Source organism: Lacticaseibacillus hegangensis (assembly GCF_003946465.1).
In the GTDB taxonomy this organism is placed as follows: Bacteria; Bacillota; Bacilli; order Lactobacillales; family Lactobacillaceae; genus Lacticaseibacillus; species Lacticaseibacillus hegangensis.
In genome coordinates, this window is the sequence record NZ_RHOL01000005.1 from 63,979 (window position 1) to 82,423 (window position 18,445).

At 57.8% G+C, this 18,445-nt stretch carries 21 protein-coding genes and 1 riboswitch; of the genes, 16 read left to right on the forward strand and 5 right to left on the reverse strand.

All coding sequences use genetic code 11. The annotated features are described in order from the left end of the window. The gene (locus EKM86_RS02105; RefSeq protein ID WP_125754866.1) at positions 1 to 309 is read left to right on the forward strand and encodes a hypothetical protein; all 309 of its coding nucleotides are present in this window, start codon (positions 1 to 3) and stop codon (positions 307 to 309) included. A gap of 92 nt (positions 310 to 401) precedes the next feature. On the opposite strand, the gene EKM86_RS02110 is transcribed toward EKM86_RS02105, so the two are convergent. Further along, complete coding sequence (locus EKM86_RS02110) at positions 402 to 599, reverse strand: YjzD family protein (protein ID WP_125754867.1); 198 nt, start codon at positions 597 to 599, stop codon at positions 402 to 404. 99 nt (positions 600 to 698) lie between these two features. On the opposite strand from EKM86_RS02110, the gene dnaE reads away from it, so the two are divergent. The 3 genes from dnaE to pyk all read left to right on the forward strand — a co-directional run bounded on the left by dnaE (position 699) and on the right by pyk (position 6,916). Beyond that, a complete protein-coding gene (gene dnaE / locus EKM86_RS02115; RefSeq protein WP_125754868.1) occupies positions 699 to 4,001 on the forward strand; it encodes a DNA polymerase III subunit alpha in 3,303 nt (1,100 codons plus the stop codon). Between the two features lie 97 nt (positions 4,002 to 4,098). Continuing rightward, the gene (gene pfkA / locus EKM86_RS02120; RefSeq protein WP_125754904.1) at positions 4,099 to 5,058 is read left to right on the forward strand and encodes a 6-phosphofructokinase; all 960 of its coding nucleotides are present in this window, start codon (positions 4,099 to 4,101) and stop codon (positions 5,056 to 5,058) included. Between the two features lie 91 nt (positions 5,059 to 5,149). Continuing rightward, entirely contained in the window at positions 5,150 to 6,916 is a 1,767-nt protein-coding gene (gene pyk, locus EKM86_RS02125) for a pyruvate kinase (RefSeq protein WP_125754869.1), read from the forward strand. 398 nt (positions 6,917 to 7,314) lie between these two features. On the opposite strand, the gene EKM86_RS02130 is transcribed toward pyk, so the two are convergent. Both EKM86_RS02130 and EKM86_RS12310 read right to left on the reverse strand, forming a co-directional pair. Further along, positions 7,315 to 7,614 carry a hypothetical protein gene (locus EKM86_RS02130; protein WP_125754870.1) on the reverse strand — a complete coding sequence of 100 codons (300 nt, stop codon included), beginning with the start codon at positions 7,612 to 7,614 and terminating at the stop codon, positions 7,315 to 7,317. Beyond that, positions 7,587 to 7,751 (reverse strand): hypothetical protein, encoded by a 165-nt coding sequence (locus EKM86_RS12310; RefSeq protein WP_164506132.1) that lies wholly within the window; start codon positions 7,749 to 7,751, stop codon positions 7,587 to 7,589. Before EKM86_RS12310 ends, EKM86_RS02130 begins: the two co-directional genes overlap by 28 nt. Before the next feature lie 314 nt (positions 7,752 to 8,065). Between EKM86_RS12310 and EKM86_RS02135 the strand changes: the two genes are divergently transcribed. The 10 genes from EKM86_RS02135 (at position 8,066) to EKM86_RS02180 (ending at position 14,565) form a co-directional block, all read left to right on the forward strand. Beyond that, the gene (locus EKM86_RS02135) at positions 8,066 to 8,260 is read left to right on the forward strand and encodes a helix-turn-helix transcriptional regulator (protein WP_125754871.1); all 195 of its coding nucleotides are present in this window, start codon (positions 8,066 to 8,068) and stop codon (positions 8,258 to 8,260) included. Positions 8,261 to 8,284: 24 nt separating this feature from the next. After that, positions 8,285 to 8,728, forward strand: coding sequence for a hypothetical protein (locus EKM86_RS02140; protein WP_125754872.1), 444 nt, complete (start codon positions 8,285 to 8,287; stop codon positions 8,726 to 8,728). Positions 8,729 to 8,884: 156 nt separating this feature from the next. Continuing rightward, entirely contained in the window at positions 8,885 to 9,346 is a 462-nt protein-coding gene (locus tag EKM86_RS02145) for a DUF441 domain-containing protein (RefSeq protein ID WP_125754873.1), read from the forward strand. Between the two features lie 11 nt (positions 9,347 to 9,357). Next, positions 9,358 to 10,221, forward strand: coding sequence for a S1-like domain-containing RNA-binding protein (locus EKM86_RS02150; RefSeq protein WP_125754905.1), 864 nt, complete (start codon positions 9,358 to 9,360; stop codon positions 10,219 to 10,221). Continuing rightward, positions 10,205 to 11,110, forward strand: coding sequence for a site-specific tyrosine recombinase XerD (xerD, locus tag EKM86_RS02155; RefSeq protein ID WP_125754874.1), 906 nt, complete (start codon positions 10,205 to 10,207; stop codon positions 11,108 to 11,110). The genes EKM86_RS02150 and xerD overlap by 17 nt, the downstream gene beginning before the upstream one ends. An 86-nt stretch (positions 11,111 to 11,196) precedes the next feature. Beyond that, on the forward strand, positions 11,197 to 11,589 hold the full coding sequence (locus EKM86_RS02160) for an N-acetyltransferase (RefSeq protein WP_125754875.1): 393 nt from the start codon (positions 11,197 to 11,199) through the stop codon (positions 11,587 to 11,589). Next, positions 11,564 to 12,292, forward strand: a complete 729-nt coding sequence (locus EKM86_RS02165; protein WP_125754876.1) for a segregation and condensation protein A — start codon at positions 11,564 to 11,566, stop codon at positions 12,290 to 12,292. Before EKM86_RS02160 ends, EKM86_RS02165 begins: the two co-directional genes overlap by 26 nt. Then, the gene (gene scpB / locus EKM86_RS02170; RefSeq protein WP_125754877.1) at positions 12,292 to 12,951 is read left to right on the forward strand and encodes an SMC-Scp complex subunit ScpB; all 660 of its coding nucleotides are present in this window, start codon (positions 12,292 to 12,294) and stop codon (positions 12,949 to 12,951) included. Before EKM86_RS02165 ends, scpB begins: the two co-directional genes overlap by 1 nt. Continuing rightward, positions 12,941 to 13,684 (forward strand): pseudouridine synthase, encoded by a 744-nt coding sequence (locus tag EKM86_RS02175; RefSeq protein ID WP_125754878.1) that lies wholly within the window; start codon positions 12,941 to 12,943, stop codon positions 13,682 to 13,684. The genes scpB and EKM86_RS02175 overlap by 11 nt, the downstream gene beginning before the upstream one ends. A gap of 52 nt (positions 13,685 to 13,736) precedes the next feature. After that, positions 13,737 to 13,860: riboswitch (FMN riboswitch) on the forward strand. Positions 13,861 to 13,956: 96 nt separating this feature from the next. Then, positions 13,957 to 14,565, forward strand: a complete 609-nt coding sequence (locus EKM86_RS02180; protein WP_379909871.1) for an ECF transporter S component — start codon at positions 13,957 to 13,959, stop codon at positions 14,563 to 14,565. Between the two features lie 51 nt (positions 14,566 to 14,616). On the opposite strand, the gene EKM86_RS02185 is transcribed toward EKM86_RS02180, so the two are convergent. Next, positions 14,617 to 15,621, reverse strand: a complete 1,005-nt coding sequence (locus tag EKM86_RS02185; protein WP_125754880.1) for an amidohydrolase family protein — start codon at positions 15,619 to 15,621, stop codon at positions 14,617 to 14,619. Positions 15,622 to 15,759: 138 nt separating this feature from the next. Further along, positions 15,760 to 16,002, reverse strand: a complete 243-nt coding sequence (locus EKM86_RS02190; protein WP_125754881.1) for a ferredoxin — start codon at positions 16,000 to 16,002, stop codon at positions 15,760 to 15,762. Positions 16,003 to 16,024: 22 nt separating this feature from the next. On the opposite strand from EKM86_RS02190, the gene EKM86_RS02195 reads away from it, so the two are divergent. Beyond that, positions 16,025 to 17,002 carry a hypothetical protein gene (locus EKM86_RS02195; protein ID WP_125754882.1) on the forward strand — a complete coding sequence of 326 codons (978 nt, stop codon included), beginning with the start codon at positions 16,025 to 16,027 and terminating at the stop codon, positions 17,000 to 17,002. Then, positions 16,995 to 18,410, forward strand: coding sequence for a RecQ family ATP-dependent DNA helicase (locus tag EKM86_RS02200; RefSeq protein ID WP_164506133.1), 1,416 nt, complete (start codon positions 16,995 to 16,997; stop codon positions 18,408 to 18,410). Before EKM86_RS02195 ends, EKM86_RS02200 begins: the two co-directional genes overlap by 8 nt. The last annotated feature ends 35 nt before the right edge of the window (positions 18,411 to 18,445 follow it).

Below are 18,445 nucleotides of genomic sequence, written 5' to 3' on the forward strand. Positions count from 1 at the left end.
ATGGCGGATGACGAGGAAGAATGCGACCGCACGGTGAGAATCGCGTTTTTTCCGCTTGATCCGAAAGTTTCCGGCGAGCAGCTGGAAGCCTCGGTGGCGGACTGGTTCGCCGGTGATGGGGCGTTCGGCGCGCGCTGGTTCAAATTCGATTTTGAACGCATCGAGCCCCCGACTGCGCAGCAGCCCGCGCGCGTCATCGGCGTCTTGCACTTTCCGGACATCGGGGATGACGACGAGGCGCTGTATTATTGCTGCCGCGACCTGAACGCCGATTACACGGTGCTGCCGTACTTGCCAGATGAAGATTGATGAGAAGCGTCGCTGGTCGGCGCTTTTTTTATGCAATTTTTTGCGACCGGCACGAAAAAACCCCACCGCAAGCGGCAGGGCAGTTTCAGAAATTAATTGGTTTTCTTTTCATCAGTCGTCGGATCGAAGTGTTTCATGATCGGCGGGAGGACGAAGAGGATGATCGTGAAGATCACAGAGACGATGGTCGAAAGCTTAGGGTCGTAAGTGCCGCCCGTCAGCGCGCTGGCCAGAAAGCCGACGACTTGACCGAGGATGACGCCCCAGACTAGAGTTGCGATATAGCGCATGGTATCCCTCTTTTCTGAAATTCATCTTATCACGCCGGGGGCAAAATGCAACCGGGAAGTGCACGCCGGTTCGGGTATAATGGAAAGCGAGGTGAAACGATGTTTACCCATATTCAAGTCAAAAGCAGCTATTCACTGCTGCAAAGCCCGCTTACGCTGGAACAGATCATCGGCGCGGCCAAGGAGCGGGGCTTTTCTGCCATCGGGCTCAGCGATGTCAACGTGGTCTACGGGATCGTTGATTTTTATTCGCAGGCCCAAAAGGCAGGAATCAAACCGCTGCTGGGAATGACGGTCCAGCTGCCCGACTGCGAGTTTCTGGTCGTGGCCGAGACTACGGCCGGCTATCACCAGCTGCTGCGGCTGTCCAGTGCAATCATGATGCCCCAGGCTCAGCCGACGCTTGAAACGCTGCCTGACCTGACCGGCCTGGCCGTGATCGTAACGGGGGCTTATTTGCTGAGCCCAGCTTTCAAAGACCGCAAACAGCCGGCCGAGGACTACTTTAAGGCGCTGGCCGCCAAGCAGCCGGCCAGCCTTTATTTGGGTGTCACCGCCCAGGAGCTCGGCACGACCCTGCCGCAGTTCGCTGCGGCCAATGCCTTGCCGCTGCTGGCGCTGAGTGATGTCAGCTACCTGAATCCCACCGACGCCTTCACGCAAAAGGTGATGGGGGCGATCAAGGATGGCGCCCAGCTCAACTTTCGCGACCCCACACTGATGGACGCCGGGCCTCACTGGTTGACCCAGGCGGATGCCGCGGCCGCGCCGTTTGAGCAGGCCGGCCAGACTCAGGCGCTGGATAATCTGCAGGCGCTGGTGGACCGCTGCGCAGTCACCATCGAGTTCAAACAGCCGCAGCTCCCTCATTTTCCCACCCCGAATGATGTGCCGGCCAAGGACTATCTCCACACGCTGGCGAGCCAGGGCCTGGCCAAGCGCTTTAACGGGCAGACTGTGCCCAAGGCTTACCAAGACCGGCTGACCTACGAGCTGAAAGTGATCAACGAAATGGGGTTTGCCGATTACTTCCTGGTCGTCTGGGATGTCATGAACCACGCCCATGAGGTCGGGATCATGATGGGGCCTGGGCGCGGGTCGGCCGCCGGGTCGCTGGTCGCGTACGCCTTGGCCATCACCGAAGTTGATCCGCTGAAGTACAATCTGCTGTTTGAACGGTTCCTGAATCCGGCGCGCCAGCAGATGCCCGATATCGACATCGACATTCCCGACGACCGGCGCCAGGAGCTGATTGCCTATGTCCACGAGTTTTACGGGCAGGAACATATGGCCCAGATCATCACCTTTGGCACGTTTGGCGCTAAGCAGGCGATCCGCGACGTGGCGCGCGTGTTTGGCCTGTCCCAGTTCGACAGCGACAAGTGGAGCAAGGCCATTCCGGCGATGTTTAAAATCAATCTGACGACGGCCTACAAGGACTCGCTGCCGCTGCGCAACCTGATTTCCGACTCGGACCAAAACCGGGCCTTGTACCAAACAGCGCTGGCGCTGGAAGGTCTGCCGCGGCACTACTCGACCCACGCGGCCGGCATTGTGCTCGCTCAGGAGCCGTTGACCGACACGGTCGCGGTGCAAGACGGCGGGGATGGTATTGCGCAGACGCAAGTCACCATGACCAACGTCGAGCGCCTGGGTCTGCTGAAAATCGATTTTCTGGGGCTGCGCAACCTCAGCATTTTAGCCCGCGCGACCCAGGCAATCACGTACCAAACCAAGAAACCCTTTGATCCCAAGGCCATTCCGCTGGACGACGCGGCGACTTTGAAGCTGTTTGCGCGCGGTGACACCAACGGCGTGTTCCAGTTTGAATCCGCCGGCATTCGCTCGGTCCTGCGGCGCCTGCAGCCCACGGCGTTTGAAGACGTCGTGGCGACCAACGCGCTGTACCGGCCGGGGCCAATGGAGCAGATTGATACCTTCATCAAGCGCAAGCACGGCCAGGAGCCGATCACGTACCCCGCGGATGCCCTTAAGCCCATTCTTGAGCCGACATACGGTGTGCTGGTCTACCAGGAGCAGGTCATGCAGGTGGCCAGCACCATGGGCGGATTTTCGCTGGGCGAAGCGGATTTGCTGCGGCGCGCGATGAGTAAGAAAAAGGCCGCAGTGCTGGCCGCCGAGCAGACTAAGTTCATCGCCGGCGCCAAGGCCAAGGGGTTTGACCAGCAGACGGCCGAAACGGTCTACGACTACATCGATCACTTTGCCAACTACGGGTTCAACCGCAGTCATGCGGTGGCGTACTCGATGATCGCGTTTTGGCTGGCCTATATTAAGGTGCATTACCCGACCGCGTTTTTTGCGGCGCTGATGAACGGCAGCCTGAACAACGCCGCCAAGTTGCGTCAGTATGTCCAGGAGCTGAAGAGTCGTAAAATTAAGGTGCTGGGGCCGGACATTAACCGCTCCGGGCTGGTGTTCCGAATTGAAGGCCAGGCGCTGCGGTTTGGGCTGCTGTCGATTAAGGGGCTGCGGCGCGATTTTGCCGACGCGCTGCTTTCGGCGCGCCAAAACGGGCCCTTCAAGTCGCTGCAGGACGTCTTGCAGCGCATCGACAGCAAGTGGCTCAAGCCTGAGAACTTCACCGCGATGGTCCAGGCGGGCGCGTTCGACCAGTTCGATGACAACCGCGCTCAGGTGCAGGCCAACTTAAGCGAGCTGATCGAGACGGTCAAGCTGGCCGGCAATGACGTGACCTTGTTTGCGGCGTTTCAGCCGAAAACCATCCAGGTGCCGCGGCTGAGTGCGACCGCGCAGCTTGACCAAGAAGCGGCGGTGCTTGGGGTCTACCTCTCTGGCCACCCAGTGGATCGCTACGTCGAGGCACTCAGCCCGTTCATGCCGCTGGTGTCCTCGGCGGAGCTTGAGGGTCAGACCCAGGTCACGGTGGTGCTGGTGATTCGCCGCATCAAGCGCATTCGCACCAAAAAAGGCCAGGAGATGGCGTTTTTGGACGGCCAAGACGGGGCCGGCCAGCTGAGCGTGACGGTTTTCCCCAAGCTGTATCCGGCAATTGCCGAGTACCATGAGGACCAGGTGATCGTGGTGCAGGGCAAGGTCGAAGAGCGCGACGGCCTGCAGCTGATTGCCAACCGCATTGAGCTGGGGGACGAAGCGCTGGCCAAGCTGCCGCAAAGCAAGCTCTTCATCCGCTTGGCCGACCCAGACGACAAGGCCGGTCAAAAGGCCTTGATGCAAACGCTGGCCAAACACCGCGGTGGGACCCCGGTGATCATGGTCAACGGCAAGACCCGTGAAAGCATCATTTTGAATCAGCGCTATTGGGTCGATGACAGCGATGAAACCGTCACCATTTTAGGCGGGCTGGTAGGCGAGCAAAACGTTGTGCGCCAGCGGCTTGGCGGCACTGATGAAAAATGAGAAAATTCTGCGGCTTCAGGCGACAACTTTTCTGAAAAGTGATATGCTTAACGAGTGTTAGGGGCGTGCCCCGAAAGAAAAATCATGAGGTGAAATGATGAAACGCATTGGGATTATGACCAGTGGTGGCGACGCCCCTGGCATGAATGCTGCTGTTCGTGCGGTTTCCCGCAAAGCCCTGACCGAAGGCCTTGAAGTCTTCGGCATTAATTATGGCTTCGCGGGTCTGGTTGCCGGCGATATTTTCCAAATCGACGCGGCTGCCGTCAACGATGTGATCAAGCGCGGCGGGACCATGCTTTACTCCGCCCGCTACCCTGAGTTTGAAAAGGAAGAAGTTCAACTCAAGGGCATCGCGCAGCTGAATAAGTTTGGCATCGACGCGCTGGTCGTTATCGGCGGCGACGGGTCTTACCACGGCGCCTTGAAGCTGACTCAGCACGGCTACAACGCGATCGGCCTGCCAGGCACGATCGATAACGACATTCCGTACACCGACTTCACGATCGGCTTTGACACCGCGGTCAACACCGCCCTGGATGCCATCGACAAGCTGAACGACACGGCTGCCAGCCATGAGCGCACGTTCGTGGTTGAGGTCATGGGCCGCAACTGCGGTGACATTGCGATGTGGGCGGCCGTTGCCGGCGGCGCTGCAGACGTGATCATTCCGGAGCACGACTACGACATCGAAAAGGTTGCCGAGAAGTTGCGTTCTTCTCGCCAGCGCGGCCAAAAGCACGCCATCATCGTGCTGGCCGAAGGCGTCATGCACGCCGACGAATTCGCCGACAAGCTTGCCAAGTATGGCGACTTCCAGCTGCGCGCGACCACACTTGGCCACGTTCAGCGCGGCGGCAACCCGACGGCCAAAGATCGGGTGCTGGCCTCTGAGATGGGCGCCTACGCCGTTGAACTGCTGATGCAGGGCAAGGGCGGCCTGGCCGTTGGAATCCAGAACAACAAGCTGGTCAACCACGCCATGACCGATCTGTTTAACTCCAAGCACGAAAGTCAGTTGGAGCTGCACAAACTGGTCGAAGACCTTTCCTACTAGACGGCTGTTTAGTCAGCCAGAGTTCGCGTTTATCAATTAGTTAATTTGCCGTTAAGGCGGGTTAAAAAATTCAAAAGGAGCGATTTTACATATGAAAAAAACCAAGATCGTTAGCACGCTTGGCCCTGCCAGCAACACGACCGACATTATCGTTAAGCTGATTCAGTCAGGCGCTAATGTATTCCGGTTTAACTTCTCTCATGGGGACCACGAAGAACACCTGGCTCGCATGAACATGGTTCACGAAGCGGAAAAGATCACCGGCAAGACTGTCGGCATCATGCTTGACACCAAGGGTGCCGAGATTCGGACCACCGTTCAGAACACCCCGAACGGCAAGATCGAATTCAAGACCGGCGATGTTGTGCGCATCTCAATGGATGCTTCCCTTGAAGGGACCAAAGAAAAAGTCGCTGTTACCTATGACGGTCTTTACGACGACACGCACGTTGGCGGCCACGTCCTCTTCGATGATGGCTTGATCGACATGCTGATCACTGAAAAAGATGAAAAGAACCGCGAACTGGTCTGCACCGTTCAAAACGATGGGATCCTCGGCGGCCGCAAGGGTGTTAACGCCCCTGGCGTTTCGATCAACCTGCCTGGGATCACCGAAAAGGATGCCGATGACATTCGCTTCGGCCTTGACAATGGCATCAACTTCATCGCTGCTTCCTTCGTCCGCAAGCCGCAGGATGTCATGGACATTCGCGAACTGCTCGAAGAAAAGGACGCGCTGAACGTTCAGATCTACCCGAAGATCGAATCCCAGGAAGGCATCGACAACTTCGATGACATCCTGAAGGTGTCCGACGGTTTGATGGTTGCCCGTGGCGACATGGGTGTTGAAATCCCATTCGAACATGTCCCGATCGTTCAGAAGACGTTGATCCGCAAGTGCAACGATGTCGGCAAGCCCGTCATCACTGCAACGCAGATGCTGGACTCCATGCAGGAGAACCCACGCCCGACCCGTGCCGAAGTTAACGACGTTGCCAACGCTGTCTTTGACGGCACCGACGCCACCATGCTTTCCGGTGAGTCCGCTAACGGTGAATACCCAGTTGAATCTGTTGCAGCGATGTCCAAGATCGATTCCTACATCGAAGAGCAGATCACCAAAGAAGGCGGCTACGCAGAGCGCAACTACGACAATGCGTCGGTCACTGAATCCGTTGGTGTTGCAGTTGCCCGCACGGCTAAGAAGCTTGGCGTGAAGACCATTGTTGCGGCAACCGAATCCGGCTACACGGCCCGCATGATCTCCAAGTATCGCCCAGATGCTGATATCCTGGCTTTGACCTTTGATGAAAAGACCCAGCGCGGCCTGACCATCAACCGCGGTGTCTTCCCAGTCGTTGTCGACAAGCCTGCTAACACAGACGAAATGTTCGACCTTGCGACCAAGAAGGCTCAGGAGCTTGGTTTCGCTGAAGAAGGCGACCTAATCCTGATCACTGCCGGCGTCCCAGTTGGCGAATCTGGCACCACCAACGTCATGAAGATCCAACTGATCGGCTCGAAGCTGGTTCAGGGTTCTGGTGTTGGCGACGAAGCAACTGTTGGTAAGGCGGTTCTGGCCACCTCTGCTGACGAAGCTGCAGCCAAGATGCAAAAGGGTGACATTCTGGTGGTTAAGACCACTGACAAGGATTACCTGCCAGCCATCGAAAAGGCGGCCGCTCTTGTCGTTGAAAACGGCGGCTTGACTTCCCACGCGGCCGTTGTCGGCATCGCCATGGGGATCCCAGTGGTTGTTGGCGCCGAGGGTGCCCTCAAGGCAATCACCGATGGTCAGATCATCACCGTTGATTCCCGTCGCGGCATTGTTTACAAGGGTGCAACCAACACGCTGTAAGCTTTCCGCTCATATCGATTTGAAGAAGGTCACCTCAGTGATGGGGTGATCTTTTTTTGTGAAATCAATTACGCCAGAGATTCTGGCTTTCTTTGTAGTGGGGTAGTGTGTGGACCAATATTTCAAGGCGTAATGCGCCGAGAACTGGGCACTACACCAACTTAGGCGCTTACGATTGATTGGTGGGTGTTTACAAGACAAGGAATAATTTATCAGCCACAAAATCGCAAAAGGCCCTCTCGAAAACGAGGGTCCTCCCGAGAACATATTAATCAGCACCAATTGACAACGACCCCGACTTTGACAATGCAGACCCGCGAAGCAATCTCTATAACCAGCACCGTCGCTGTGCCATGGAATCATGCAGATAACTTGCACTTAGCAACAGATATTTATTGCTAACGATTGTCAACTAACCGATACGCCGCGATGACGTTGTGGCGGCGAACGATTACGCAAAGCGAGCGGCTTGGATTAGGAAAGGTCGCGCTACCTTCAGGTCCAGAATAACGCAACGTTTTGGCGCGCGTGGGGCCAACCACTACAATCCCTTCGTTCGGAATGTTAGTGTTCTGCGGCCAAAAATGTACGGCTAAACCACCGATACTGATGCCCAGAAGCAGGGTAAGACCAAATTGAATGATTGTCTTGATGATTGCCTTTCTTTTCATTATCTGATGTCGAAGACCCTGATCCATTTCAGGGTCTTCTCTCCCTCCTTAGTGTTTGGCTTGACCACGGTGGGGTCAGTCACGCTTACTAAATTATCCTGTATCGCAGAGCTGTCGTTCAGCTTTGTTGCTTTAACGATGAAGCCTGGCATTGCAAGCGTCATTGTAAGAATTAGCGTTGGAAAAGTGAAACTTATCTCCTTCGAGAAGAACGTTCCCCTTCAGATGAATAATCTGGTGGTTTTGCGCATGGTATGTAACCGATTACACAGCAAATGTACGCCTAAGTAGGTGAATGTCAATAAGTGTGAATTCTTCTCAGAGGACCATTCTCTGGTTAATTAACTTCTGTACTTCCGGCAGACATTCCTCCATTTATTATTTCACAGAAGTCGCAGTAGCGATTGCCCACCGGTCAATGTAATATATATTTGGCATTTGCTGGTTCAGGTCGTATACTGATGACGAGGAAAAATTGATGAAAAATGAACGCATGCGCGCCGCGCGCACTGCGCGTGATCTGACGCAGGCCGAGCTGGCTCAACGGATCGGCGTGACGCGGCAAACCATCGGGGCCATTGAAAAAGGGGACTACAATCCCACCATTCAGCTTTGCCTGCGGATCTGCAAGGCGTTGGGCAAAACGCTGGACGACTTGTTCTGGGAAGACTGACGCATTCATTAGGGGGTCTAGCTGATGTTTGATGAGAGACAACACTTGCTACGGTTGCGGGGATTCACCGGCGGCTTTTGGCTGCTGCTCGGACTGCTTGGCCTAAATGGCGCGGCCTCCGCGTTAGTTGGGCATCCAGTCGTGGCTGATCAGGGCACTTTGACTCTGCTGGTCTTTTTTCTGACCATGGTGGCGGTGATCGTCTACGACATCTTCACCGGCGCGTATTTGAAGCCTAGTGAGAGCACCCGCATTTTGCTGCTGCTGGGCGGCATCGGCATCATTGAGCTCTTGATCACGGGTCAAGACTATTGGTGGAAGATGACGCTGCATTACGGGGAGCCGCTGGTCGTCCGGGGACAGCTGACGCGCGCTGCTGTCGCCGCGCTGGTGCCCTGGTGTTTCATCTTGATCGGGGCCGCTGCGTTAATTCAATGGTGGCGCGAGCGATCCGGCAGGGTTAAATAGCGCGTGAGGCTGCTGAAGCGATTCAGCAGCCTTTTTTGACCAAATTTGATCGCGGTCAAGGGTCGCCATTATTTTCTCGTTATCGTTATGTAAACTAGTGACAATATTGGCCGAAGCGTGTAAAGTGTTAGCTAGACTGTACCCTCGGAGGTAGACATGGAAAGCTGGTTATTCCTTGGCGCGGTGTTCGGCATCGCCGCCCTGTCGAAAAACAAGGCCCTGATGATCGGCGTCGGGTTCGTGATGCTGCTCAAGCTGGTGCCGGTGCTGCATCCGCTGCTGAAGCTGATGCAGGCCCAAGGCATCAACTGGGGCGTCACGATCATTTCGGCGGCCATCATGGTGCCGATCGCGACCGGTGAGATCACGATCCAAGATTTGGTGAACGTGATGAAGACGCCGGCGGGCTGGATCGCCATCGCGATGGGCATTCTGGTCGCGGTGCTGTCGTCAAAAGGGGTCGGCCTGCTTGCCGGCAATCCCGAAATGACGGTCGCGCTGGTGTTTGGGACGATCCTGGGCGTGGTGTTCCTCAAGGGCATTGCGGCCGGGCCGGTGATTGCCAGCGGGATGACGTACGTGATTCTCAGCGTGTTTAACTTGATGCCAACGCATTAAAGGAGAAAATGATGAATTTTAACGGGCAAATTATTGACGCAACGGTTTCAGATCTTAACGAGACTCAGGTGTTTGTGCAGTACCAAGGCGTGACGATGAGCGTTGACGCTGCCGAGTTTGAAACGCAGCCTGCCGTGGGCGACGAACTGCACGGTTTCGCGTACGAAAATAAAAGCGGTGCGGACCGCTTTACGACCAAGCTGCCCGAGGTGGGTTACGACCGTTACGCCTTTGGCACAGTCGTTGACGTGCGCAAGGATCTGGGGGTGTTCATCGATATCGGTCTGCCTGACAAGGACCTGGTCCTGTCTTTGGACGACCTGCCAGAGCTGCACAAACTATGGCCGGCCAAGGGCGACCGCCTGATGGTGTCCATGCACATCGATAAAGAGCACCGCCTGTGGGCCAAGCTGGCGGACATGAACATGTTCCAAGCCGTGGCCAATCAGGCCAAGCCGACAATGATGAACCAGGACGTCACCGCCACGGTGTACGCGCTGCGCCTGTCTGGGACCCATGTCATCACCGATGATTATTACCTGGGCTTCATTCACCCCAGCGAGCGCGAGCAGGAGCCGCGGCTCGGCGAGGTCGTGCACGGCCGCGTGATCGGCGTGCGCGACGACGGGACCTTGAACCTGTCGCTGCGCCCGCGCGCTTACGAGGAGATCGGCGACGATGCCGCGATGATCCTGGCCTTTATCGACCACGACCCGAGCAAATCGATCCCCTACACCGATAAAAGTGATCCGGACGCCATCAAAATGACGTTTGGCATCAGCAAGGGCGCCTTCAAGCGCGCCTTGGGGCACCTGCTGAAGGCGCGCCTGATCGTTGAAGAAAATGGAGTGACCCGTCGTGCCGACCAAAAGTGAACAAGCGCGCGCCGATCTGATCGGTGATTTTGTGCACTACCTGGACATCGAGCGCGGCTTAGCCAAAACGACGCAGGCCAGCTACCGGCAGGACCTGGTCGAATTCACGGCCTGGGTCAACCAGCAAAAATTGCCAGGTTTTCCGGAAGACTTGGCCTCGATTCAGGCCTTCCTGGCGACGCAGGCGCAGGTCAAGGCCGCGACGTCGCAGAGTCGGATGATTTCGGCCATGCGCAGGTTTTACCGGTACCTCCTGCGCGAAGAGCGGGTGAAGGCCGACCCGATGGCGCTGGTCGACTCACCCAAGCCCACTAAGCACCTGCCGGCGACGCTGAACGGCCCGGAGATCGATGCGCTGATGGCCGCGCCCGACGTCAACAAACCACTCGGGCTGCGCGACCGAGCAATTTTTGAGCTGATGTACGCGACCGGGCTGCGGGTCTCCGAGGTGGTCAACTTGCGGCTGGACCAGCTGCACCTGAGTTTGAACCTGCTGGAAGTCACCGGGAAGGGCGACAAGCAGCGCATTGTGCCGGTGTCGCCGCAGGCCGTCGACTGGGTCAATCAGTACCTGCATGACAGCCGGCCGCGCCTGATCAAAAGCGGCAAGCCCAGCGTCGTGTTCGTCAATTTTCACGGCCATCAGCTGACGCGGCAGGGCATCTGGAAGAACCTCAAGGCCTACATTGCCGCCCTCGGCATTCAAAAGGACGTCACACCGCACACGCTGCGCCACAGTTTTGCCACGAACTTGCTGGAAAACGGCGCGGACCTGCGGGTGGTGCAGGAGCTGCTTGGCCATGCCGACATCTCCACGACCCAGATTTACACGCACCTGTCCAACAAGAAGATTATGACCGTGTACCATCAGACCCATCCGCGCGGGTAGGCCAAAGCCGCGGCCGCGCGGGATTTGTTCGGGGTCTTAAGATATGGTAAAGTATCCTAGAGTGTAGTTAATCTGTGGAGGCAATCATGCTAACCAAGTATAAGAATGATTATGCCAAGATCGCGATGGGCTTTTTGTCGTTCATTCCCGACCTGAAAGACATTGATCATCTCAAAACCGAACTGACGCTGTACACGGCGGACAATTCGCATGTGCTGTACCTGTACCGCGAAGCTCCTGGGGAGGACTTCGAAGGGGTCGTCGGCGTGGAGCTGGGCGAAGACTACGTGATGCTGCGGCATCTGTCGCTTTCGCCGGCAGTGCGCTCCGACGAGACGCGGTTTGCGGTGCTGCGCGATTTGTGTGCCGAGTACCCGGATAAGAAACTGATGGGCACGATGGACAACGCGAGCCTGATTGCGGCGTTTTCGAAGCATAGAAAAGAGGATCACGATGGCACTGACGTTGGTGCTGAATGACTTTTCCGGGCCGCTTGACCTGCTTTGGCACCTGATTCGGACCAATGAAGTCGATATTTACGATATTCCGATCGCAGAGATCACTAGCCAATACCTGGCTTACCTGCATGACATGCAGACAGCCCGGCTGGACGTGGCTGGTGATTATTTTGTTATGGCCGCCAGTCTCATGGCGATGAAAAGCAAAATGCTGCTGCCTCAGCCCGAGCCGGATCCTGAGGACGAGGACACCGAATACGAAGATCCCCGCGCGGGGCTGGTCGCCCAGCTGTTGACCTATCAGGTGTACCAAGAGGCGGCCGAACAGCTGCGGGAGCGCGAAACGGCGCGCTCTCAGTCCTATGCCAAGCCTGAGTCCCTGCCAGGCGCCGACGTTCAGGTGCCGATGCGGCCGGGCTCGGTCAAGCTGAACGACATCAGCCGCGCAATGGCGGCGGTGGTCGCGCGGCAGCTGGCGACCAAAACGACGATTGCCCACATCGAGGCAGAGCCGATTTCGGTGGAAAAACGCATTGCCGAGGTGCTCAAACAAATCGATGAAGTCGGCACCTGCCGCTTTGACGCGCTGGTCGCGGTCAATACGGTGGATGGCGTGGTCACCACCTTTTTGGCGATTTTGACGCTGATGAAGGCGGACCAGATCATCTGCGAGCAGTCCGGACCGTTTGCGCCCATCACCGTGATGAAGAAGGAGGCCGCCTGATGCAGCCCGTGATCGAAGCCATTTTGTACACCGCCGGGGAAGCGGGCGTTGGGCTGATTGAATTTGCCCAGCTGCTCAACATCTCGCCGGCCGCCATGCGCCAGCAGCTGGCTACGTTTGGGCAGGGGCTGGCAGACGATGCCAGTCGCGGCCTGATGCTGCAAAGCGCCGACGACCGGTATTATCTGTTGACCAAGCCGGAATACGCGGATGCCTTGAAGCAGTACTTCGCCGGTCCGCCGCACACCGGGTTGTCCAACGCCGCGCTGGAAGTGCTGGCGATCATCGCCTACCAGCAGCCCATCACGCGCCTGGAAATCGACGACGTGCGCGGGGTGCAAAGCTCCGGCGCCTTGACCACGCTGGCGTCGCGGCAACTGATCAAGGAGGCTGGGCGCAAGGATGCGCCGGGGCGGCCGATTCTCTATGCCACCACGCCGTTTTTCCTGGACTACTTTGGCCTGCACACCTTAGACGACTTGCCGCCTTTGGATGAGGCCAAGGCCGACCCGACCGAGGTCGACTTGTTCACCGATTTTCGCCACACGCTGCCAGACAGCGGGGAAGATGACGCCGAGGCGGCGCCGTCAGAATCAGCAGATGCAGCAACTGAGGCCACTGACGCGAAGTCAGAGGAAGGATCCAACCATGCCAAGTAAAACCAATGAAGAACGCCTGCAAAAAGCCATCGCCAACGCCGGGGTGGCATCACGCCGCCACGCAGAGGAGCTGATCGCCGCCGGCCACGTCACCGTCAACGGTGAGGTCGTGTCGCAAATGGGCGTTAAAGTCACCAGCCAAGATGCCATCGAAGTCGACGGGGTGCCGCTGAACCAGGAAGAGCAGAAGCAGTACTTCGTGTTCTACAAGCCCCGCGACGTGATCTCGGCCGTGACCGATGACAAGGGCCGCCGCACCGTCACGGACTTTTTTGAGGACGTCAAGGAGCGCATCTACCCGGTCGGCCGGCTGGACTGGGACGCGTCCGGGCTGCTCATCATGACCAACGATGGAGATTTTGCCAACATGCTGATGCACCCGTCCTACAAAGTGGAAAAGAAGTACGTCGTCAAGGTGCAGGGCATTCCGACCCGCGATAAGCTGATGCCGCTGAAGGACGGGCTGGTGGTGGACCACAAGAAGCTGGCGCCGGCGCGCTTCAAGCAAATCAGCTCAGACAAGCTGAAAAATACCGCCATCATCCAGCTGACCATTCACCAAGGCATCAACCACCAGGTCAAAAAGATGTTCAAGGCGATCGGCTATCCGGTCATGAAGCTGGCGCGCGAGCAGTACGGCCCGCTGACGCTGGAAGGCCTGCAGCCCGGTGAGTACCGGCCGCTGAAGCGCGAGGAGATTCACGCCCTTGAAGCGCTGGCGCAAAAAGGTTGACAAGCGCTTACATCTGTGGTTATAATTTGTAAGTACTAAAAATTAAATACTGGTTCGTCTTCAGGGGCAGGGTGAAATTCCCGACCGGCGGTGATAGTCCGTGAACCGTGCATGTGCACGGCCGACTTGGTGGAAATCCGAGACCGATAGTATAGTCTAGATAAACGAAGATGGGGCTTATTTTGAATCGACATTCAAGCTAAGGCCTGTTTACCCCCTGGGTAAATGGGTCTTTTTTCGCGCCTTGGCGCAGGCCTCTCTGAAGCAACCACATGGAGGGATATTTCATGTCTGGTTCTAGAGTTCACCGTTTAGTCGGGATCGCATTGCTGTCGGCGGTCGGGTTCGTCTTAATGATGTACCTGGCGTTTCCGATTATCCCGATGTTTCCGTTTCTCAAGTTGGACCTGTCCGACTTGCTGGTGCTGCTTGGCGGCCTGCTGTACGGGCCGACCGGCGGCATCATGGTCGCGTTTGTCCGCTCGCTGCTGCACTTTGTTCTCACGGGCGGCGGCATTGTCAATTTGATCGGCGATTTGGCGGCGTTCATCGCCTCGGTCGGCTTCATGCTGCCGGTCGTCATGACCATGAAGCCAAAGAGTGGCCTGGGCCGGGAAATCTCTGGCCTGGCGCTTGGCACGCTGAGTTTGACCGTGATCATGAGCCTGCTCAACTGGGTGATCATCATGCCGATGTACCTGGCCGTGATGAGCTTCCCGCTGGGGATGTCCGTGACTCGCTACGTGCTGATCGGCGTCGTGCCGTTCAACCTGATCAAAGGCGCAGTGGTGTCGGTCGTGTTCTTCGCCATTGCCAGGGCCTTGATGCCGTGGCTGGAAAAGCAGCGCGCCCAGCAGCAACGGGCCACCCACTTACAGTAATTGAGGTAAACGAAAAGTCATCGCCTGCAGACGATGCCTTTTTTTGATGACTTAATTTAGGTTGAAGACGCGCTCGGCGTTGCCATGCGCAATGGCCTCGCGCTGGCTGACGGAAAGCTTGGCGTCAGTCAGGAAGGTCGCGGCGCTTTCTGGCTGCTTGTAAGGGTAGTCGATCGAGTACAGGATGTGCTCAGCGCCCACTTCTTCCAGCAGGAAGTTCAGTTGCGGCTGGCTCAGGATGCCGCTTGGCGTCACATAAACATTGTCCCGGTAGTAAGCGGAGAAGTGCCGCTTGAGCCCGGCATACTGGTCCAACTCGTCGTCCAGGCGCTCCAGGAACATCGGGACCAGTTCGCCCCAGTGACCGGATACCAGCTTGAGGTTGGGCAGCTTGTCAAAAATCCCTGACAGGATCATGCGCATCACCTGAATGCCGACGTCCATGTGCCAGCCGTAGCCGGCACTGCCAAAAATCCCGGACACGACTTCGGACCAGTGGTCGCTTTCAAAGTAGTGCTGCGTGATGACCGGCGGTACAAACGACGGGTGGAAGTACACCGGCACGTTGAGGTCGGCGGCCGCCTGGAAAATCGGGAAGAAGAACGGGTCATCAAAGAATTTGCCGGCGTAATTGCCTTTGAGCAGGACACCTTTGAGGCCGAGTTGTTCAACTGCCCGGTGCAGCTCCTGGGCGGCCGCTTGCGGATCGCCAACTGGCAATACCGCCAAGCCGGCGTAACGCGTCGGGGCGACTTGAATGGCCTTGGCGAGCTCGTCATTGGCCAGCTGGCTCAGCGGCACCGCGTCCTTAGGGGCGAGGTTTTGCGGCTGGGCATTGCCATATGAGAGGACCTGCATATCGATGTCATAGCGGTCCATGATTTCCAGCCGATCTTTGGCCACGTCCTGCATGATGGCCGGCGTCGGCAGGGTCGTTTGCATGTAATGCGCCATTTCTGAACTGACGGTTGGCCGGCTTTGCTGACCGGCAGCGGCGGCCATGGCCTGGGTGACCTTGGCGGATTCAAAATGTTCCTCAACAGTGATGACTTTCATCAATTATCGACTCCTTTACTTGTTCACCGTTAGTATACGGGGGGAACAGGGAACGGTGGAACCACGTTATGAAACAAAAAGCTTAAAAGGTGTCACTGGGAACAAACAAAAACAGCCAGCCCGCGCTGACTGCGAAATCTATTTCTGGTTATCGTTAAATGGCTGCTCGCTGTGCTGAATCGCACCGGTCGGGCAGCGGCGAAAGGCAATTTTCAAATCGATCAAATCGGCCGGATCAACCGGCTTGGTGCCGGTGTTGCCGTCCGGGTGGTAGCTGGCGATGCCTTCGCTGTCGTAATCAAACAGTTTGGGCGCCAGCATTTGGCAGAGCCCGCAAGCAATGCAGGCAGCCCGGTCGACATGCGCGTATACTGGTTTCATAGACTCACTTCCGAGGGAAAAGATGTTAACAGATTTTGTGGTGCAATTATTCGATGACCAGCCGCGGCGCGAAACTGCGGCGTACATGCTGCTGAACGGCAAAAAGACGCTGTCGGTCTTATTTGCGGCGCTCCAGCACGGCCAGCTGCAGTGGCTTCAGCTTTACCCTACGCTGGCGCGCAAGGATTTTCAAGCGGCGATCAAGCAGCTGGTGGCAAGCGGCGCCTTGACCAGCACGGCCACCGGCCTCGTGCTGGCAGATCCGCAGGCTAAGGCGGCGGCCGCCAGGCGGGTGGCTTTGCCCACGCATTTTCAGCCCTGGATGGGCGTGCGCGAGTTTGAGCTGCGCCTGCTGCTGGGCGTTCAGGCGGTTTCCGAGGCGGCGTATCACAACAACCATTACCAGCCGGCGGTGCGGGACTGGGCGGTCCAGCAGTACGTGCGCCGCTGGTACGGCCAGGCGCGGCACGCCGATTTTGCCGGCGAGCTCACCGCGGCGTTTGCGCTGCTGCCGGCGGCTTCGGCCGATCGGCTGGCCAAGCACCTGATCGGCCACGATTTCGTCGGCGGGGCGCAGGCCGAAAATCTGGCCGGCGAATTCAGGCACCTCGACGATCTGGCCCAGCTGGTGGCGCTGATCGCTGGTCACACTGATTGGCCAGCGCTGCAAAGCCTGTGGGGCGGCCGCGTGGCGCTGCTGTCGCCCAGCAATTACCGCGCCTGCCAGCTGATCGATGCCGGGCAGACGCGCGAGCAGGTGGGCCTTTCCCTGCACCTCAAGCCCAGCACCGTCAACGAGCACCTGCTGGCGGCCGCGATTTTTGGCTGGCAGCCGCCCATCCAGGCGCTCTATCCGCCCGCCTTGCTTCACGCGTTTGCGGCGGCGGATCCGCACGAGCAGGACTATCAAAAGCTGCTGGCCGCGCTGCCTGACGCCGAGTTTTTCCATGTGCGCTTGTTTCAAATCTTGAATCTGCAGGGGAGGTGGCCGCGTGGCTGACTTAAAGTCCTACTTAAATACTCAGTTTGGCTTCAGCGACTTTCGGCCTGGCCAGGCGGAGATTATTCGGGCGGTCTTAAACGGCGAAGACGTGCTCGGCGTGCTGCCCACCGGCAGCGGGAAGACCTTGTGCTATCAGCTGCCGGGCCGCCTGCTGGATGGGCTGGTCGTGGTGGTCGAGCCGTTATTGGCCTTGATGGAGGACCAAGTCGCTCGCCTTCAGGCCAGTGGCGAAAAGCGGGTGGTGTCGCTGTCCAGTCGGCTGCTGCCGGCCGACTTTAACCAAGTGCTGAACCATTTGGCCAGCGAAAAATTTGTGTTCCTGGCGCCCGAGACGCTGGGGCGCCCCGATGTGCTGGCGCAGCTGCGACGGCTTGCCGTCAGCCTGTTTGTCGTGGACGAGGCCCACTGCATCTCGCAGTGGGGGCCGGATTTTCGTCCGGCCTACCTGCAGCTCGGCCAGTTTCGCCGGGCCTTGCAGCCAGGCGCGACGCTGGCTTTGACGGCCACCGCGCCGCTGAAGGTGCAGCAAGACATCATCCAGGGACTGAACTTGACGCAGCCGAAGCGCCTGATCACCTCGGTCGACCGGCCAAACTTGTTCATGGGCTTTGAAACGGTCGAAGGCCCCAAGCAAAAACAGGCCCGGGCGCTGGCGGTGGTCCAGCAGGTGCAAGGACCGAAGATCTTATATTTTGACCGCAAGAAAGAGGCGGAGCGTTATGCTCAGCTGCTGCAGGCGCAAGGCATTGCCGCCGCGTTTTACCACGCAGGGCTGGCCACGCTTGAGCGCGACCGGATCCAGCGGCAGTTCATGGCCAACCAGCTGGCAGTGATCTGTGCGACCAGCGCGTTTGGCATGGGCATCGATAAGCCCGATGTGCGCTTAGTGCTTTACCTGCACCTGCCGGAATCGCTTGAAGCCTATTCGCAGGGCATCGGCCGCGCCGGCCGCGACGGGCAAAAGTCGGCGACGCTGGTGCTGCTTGAGCCGAACGACCTGAACCGTGCTGGCCAGTTTGCGGCCAGCCTGCCGGACCAGCAGCTGATCGAGACCATTTTCAAGCACCCCAGTGCCTACACCGACTTCGACGATCCGCAAGTGGCCCTGATTGAGGCCTACATTCAGGCCGGCTTCACGCAAGCGCGGGTGGAAGCCCAACTGGCTTCGCGGCGTGGGGAGAAGCAGAAGAGCTTTGAGGCCATCGCGGCCCTTGCGACCACCAGCGAGTGCAAGCGGACCACGCTGCTGCGGCATTTTGACTCCACCGGCGCTGCCCACACCGACTTTTGCTGCGGCGCACTGACGGCCGCGGTGGTCGCTCAGCTGGCCCCGGGGGCCGCGGTCAAACCCCGCCAATCCCAGGATTGGCAACAAATTTTCGGGCGCATCTTTAAACAGAATTAAAAATCGACGTGATTAAATATGATACAATAGCTCTA

What these genes read in the sequence shown, in the direction of transcription:
- EKM86_RS02145 (WP_125754873.1), top strand. Translation starts at nt 8,885, where the DNA reads ATGGAAAGCTGGTTATTCCTTGGCGCGGTGTTCGGCATCGCCGCCCTG.
- EKM86_RS02130 (WP_125754870.1), bottom strand. Translation starts at nt 7,614, where the DNA reads ATGGATCAGGGTCTTCGACATCAGATAATGAAAAGAAAGGCAATCATC.
- EKM86_RS02175 (WP_125754878.1), top strand. Translation starts at nt 12,941, where the DNA reads ATGCCAAGTAAAACCAATGAAGAACGCCTGCAAAAAGCCATCGCCAAC.
- EKM86_RS02165 (WP_125754876.1), top strand. Translation starts at nt 11,564, where the DNA reads ATGGCACTGACGTTGGTGCTGAATGACTTTTCCGGGCCGCTTGACCTG.
- EKM86_RS12310 (WP_164506132.1), bottom strand. Translation starts at nt 7,751, where the DNA reads ATGACGCTTGCAATGCCAGGCTTCATCGTTAAAGCAACAAAGCTGAAC.
- EKM86_RS02160 (WP_125754875.1), top strand. Translation starts at nt 11,197, where the DNA reads ATGCTAACCAAGTATAAGAATGATTATGCCAAGATCGCGATGGGCTTT.
- EKM86_RS02150 (WP_125754905.1), top strand. Translation starts at nt 9,358, where the DNA reads ATGAATTTTAACGGGCAAATTATTGACGCAACGGTTTCAGATCTTAAC.
- EKM86_RS02195 (WP_125754882.1), top strand. Translation starts at nt 16,025, where the DNA reads ATGTTAACAGATTTTGTGGTGCAATTATTCGATGACCAGCCGCGGCGC.
- scpB (WP_125754877.1), top strand. Translation starts at nt 12,292, where the DNA reads ATGCAGCCCGTGATCGAAGCCATTTTGTACACCGCCGGGGAAGCGGGC.
- pyk (WP_125754869.1), top strand. Translation starts at nt 5,150, where the DNA reads ATGAAAAAAACCAAGATCGTTAGCACGCTTGGCCCTGCCAGCAACACG.
- EKM86_RS02105 (WP_125754866.1), top strand. Translation starts at nt 1, where the DNA reads ATGGCGGATGACGAGGAAGAATGCGACCGCACGGTGAGAATCGCGTTT.
- dnaE (WP_125754868.1), top strand. Translation starts at nt 699, where the DNA reads ATGTTTACCCATATTCAAGTCAAAAGCAGCTATTCACTGCTGCAAAGC.
- EKM86_RS02190 (WP_125754881.1), bottom strand. Translation starts at nt 16,002, where the DNA reads ATGAAACCAGTATACGCGCATGTCGACCGGGCTGCCTGCATTGCTTGC.
- EKM86_RS02185 (WP_125754880.1), bottom strand. Translation starts at nt 15,621, where the DNA reads ATGAAAGTCATCACTGTTGAGGAACATTTTGAATCCGCCAAGGTCACC.
- EKM86_RS02110 (WP_125754867.1), bottom strand. Translation starts at nt 599, where the DNA reads ATGCGCTATATCGCAACTCTAGTCTGGGGCGTCATCCTCGGTCAAGTC.
- EKM86_RS02135 (WP_125754871.1), top strand. Translation starts at nt 8,066, where the DNA reads ATGAAAAATGAACGCATGCGCGCCGCGCGCACTGCGCGTGATCTGACG.
- EKM86_RS02180 (WP_379909871.1), top strand. Translation starts at nt 13,957, where the DNA reads ATGGAGGGATATTTCATGTCTGGTTCTAGAGTTCACCGTTTAGTCGGG.
- EKM86_RS02140 (WP_125754872.1), top strand. Translation starts at nt 8,285, where the DNA reads ATGTTTGATGAGAGACAACACTTGCTACGGTTGCGGGGATTCACCGGC.
- pfkA (WP_125754904.1), top strand. Translation starts at nt 4,099, where the DNA reads ATGAAACGCATTGGGATTATGACCAGTGGTGGCGACGCCCCTGGCATG.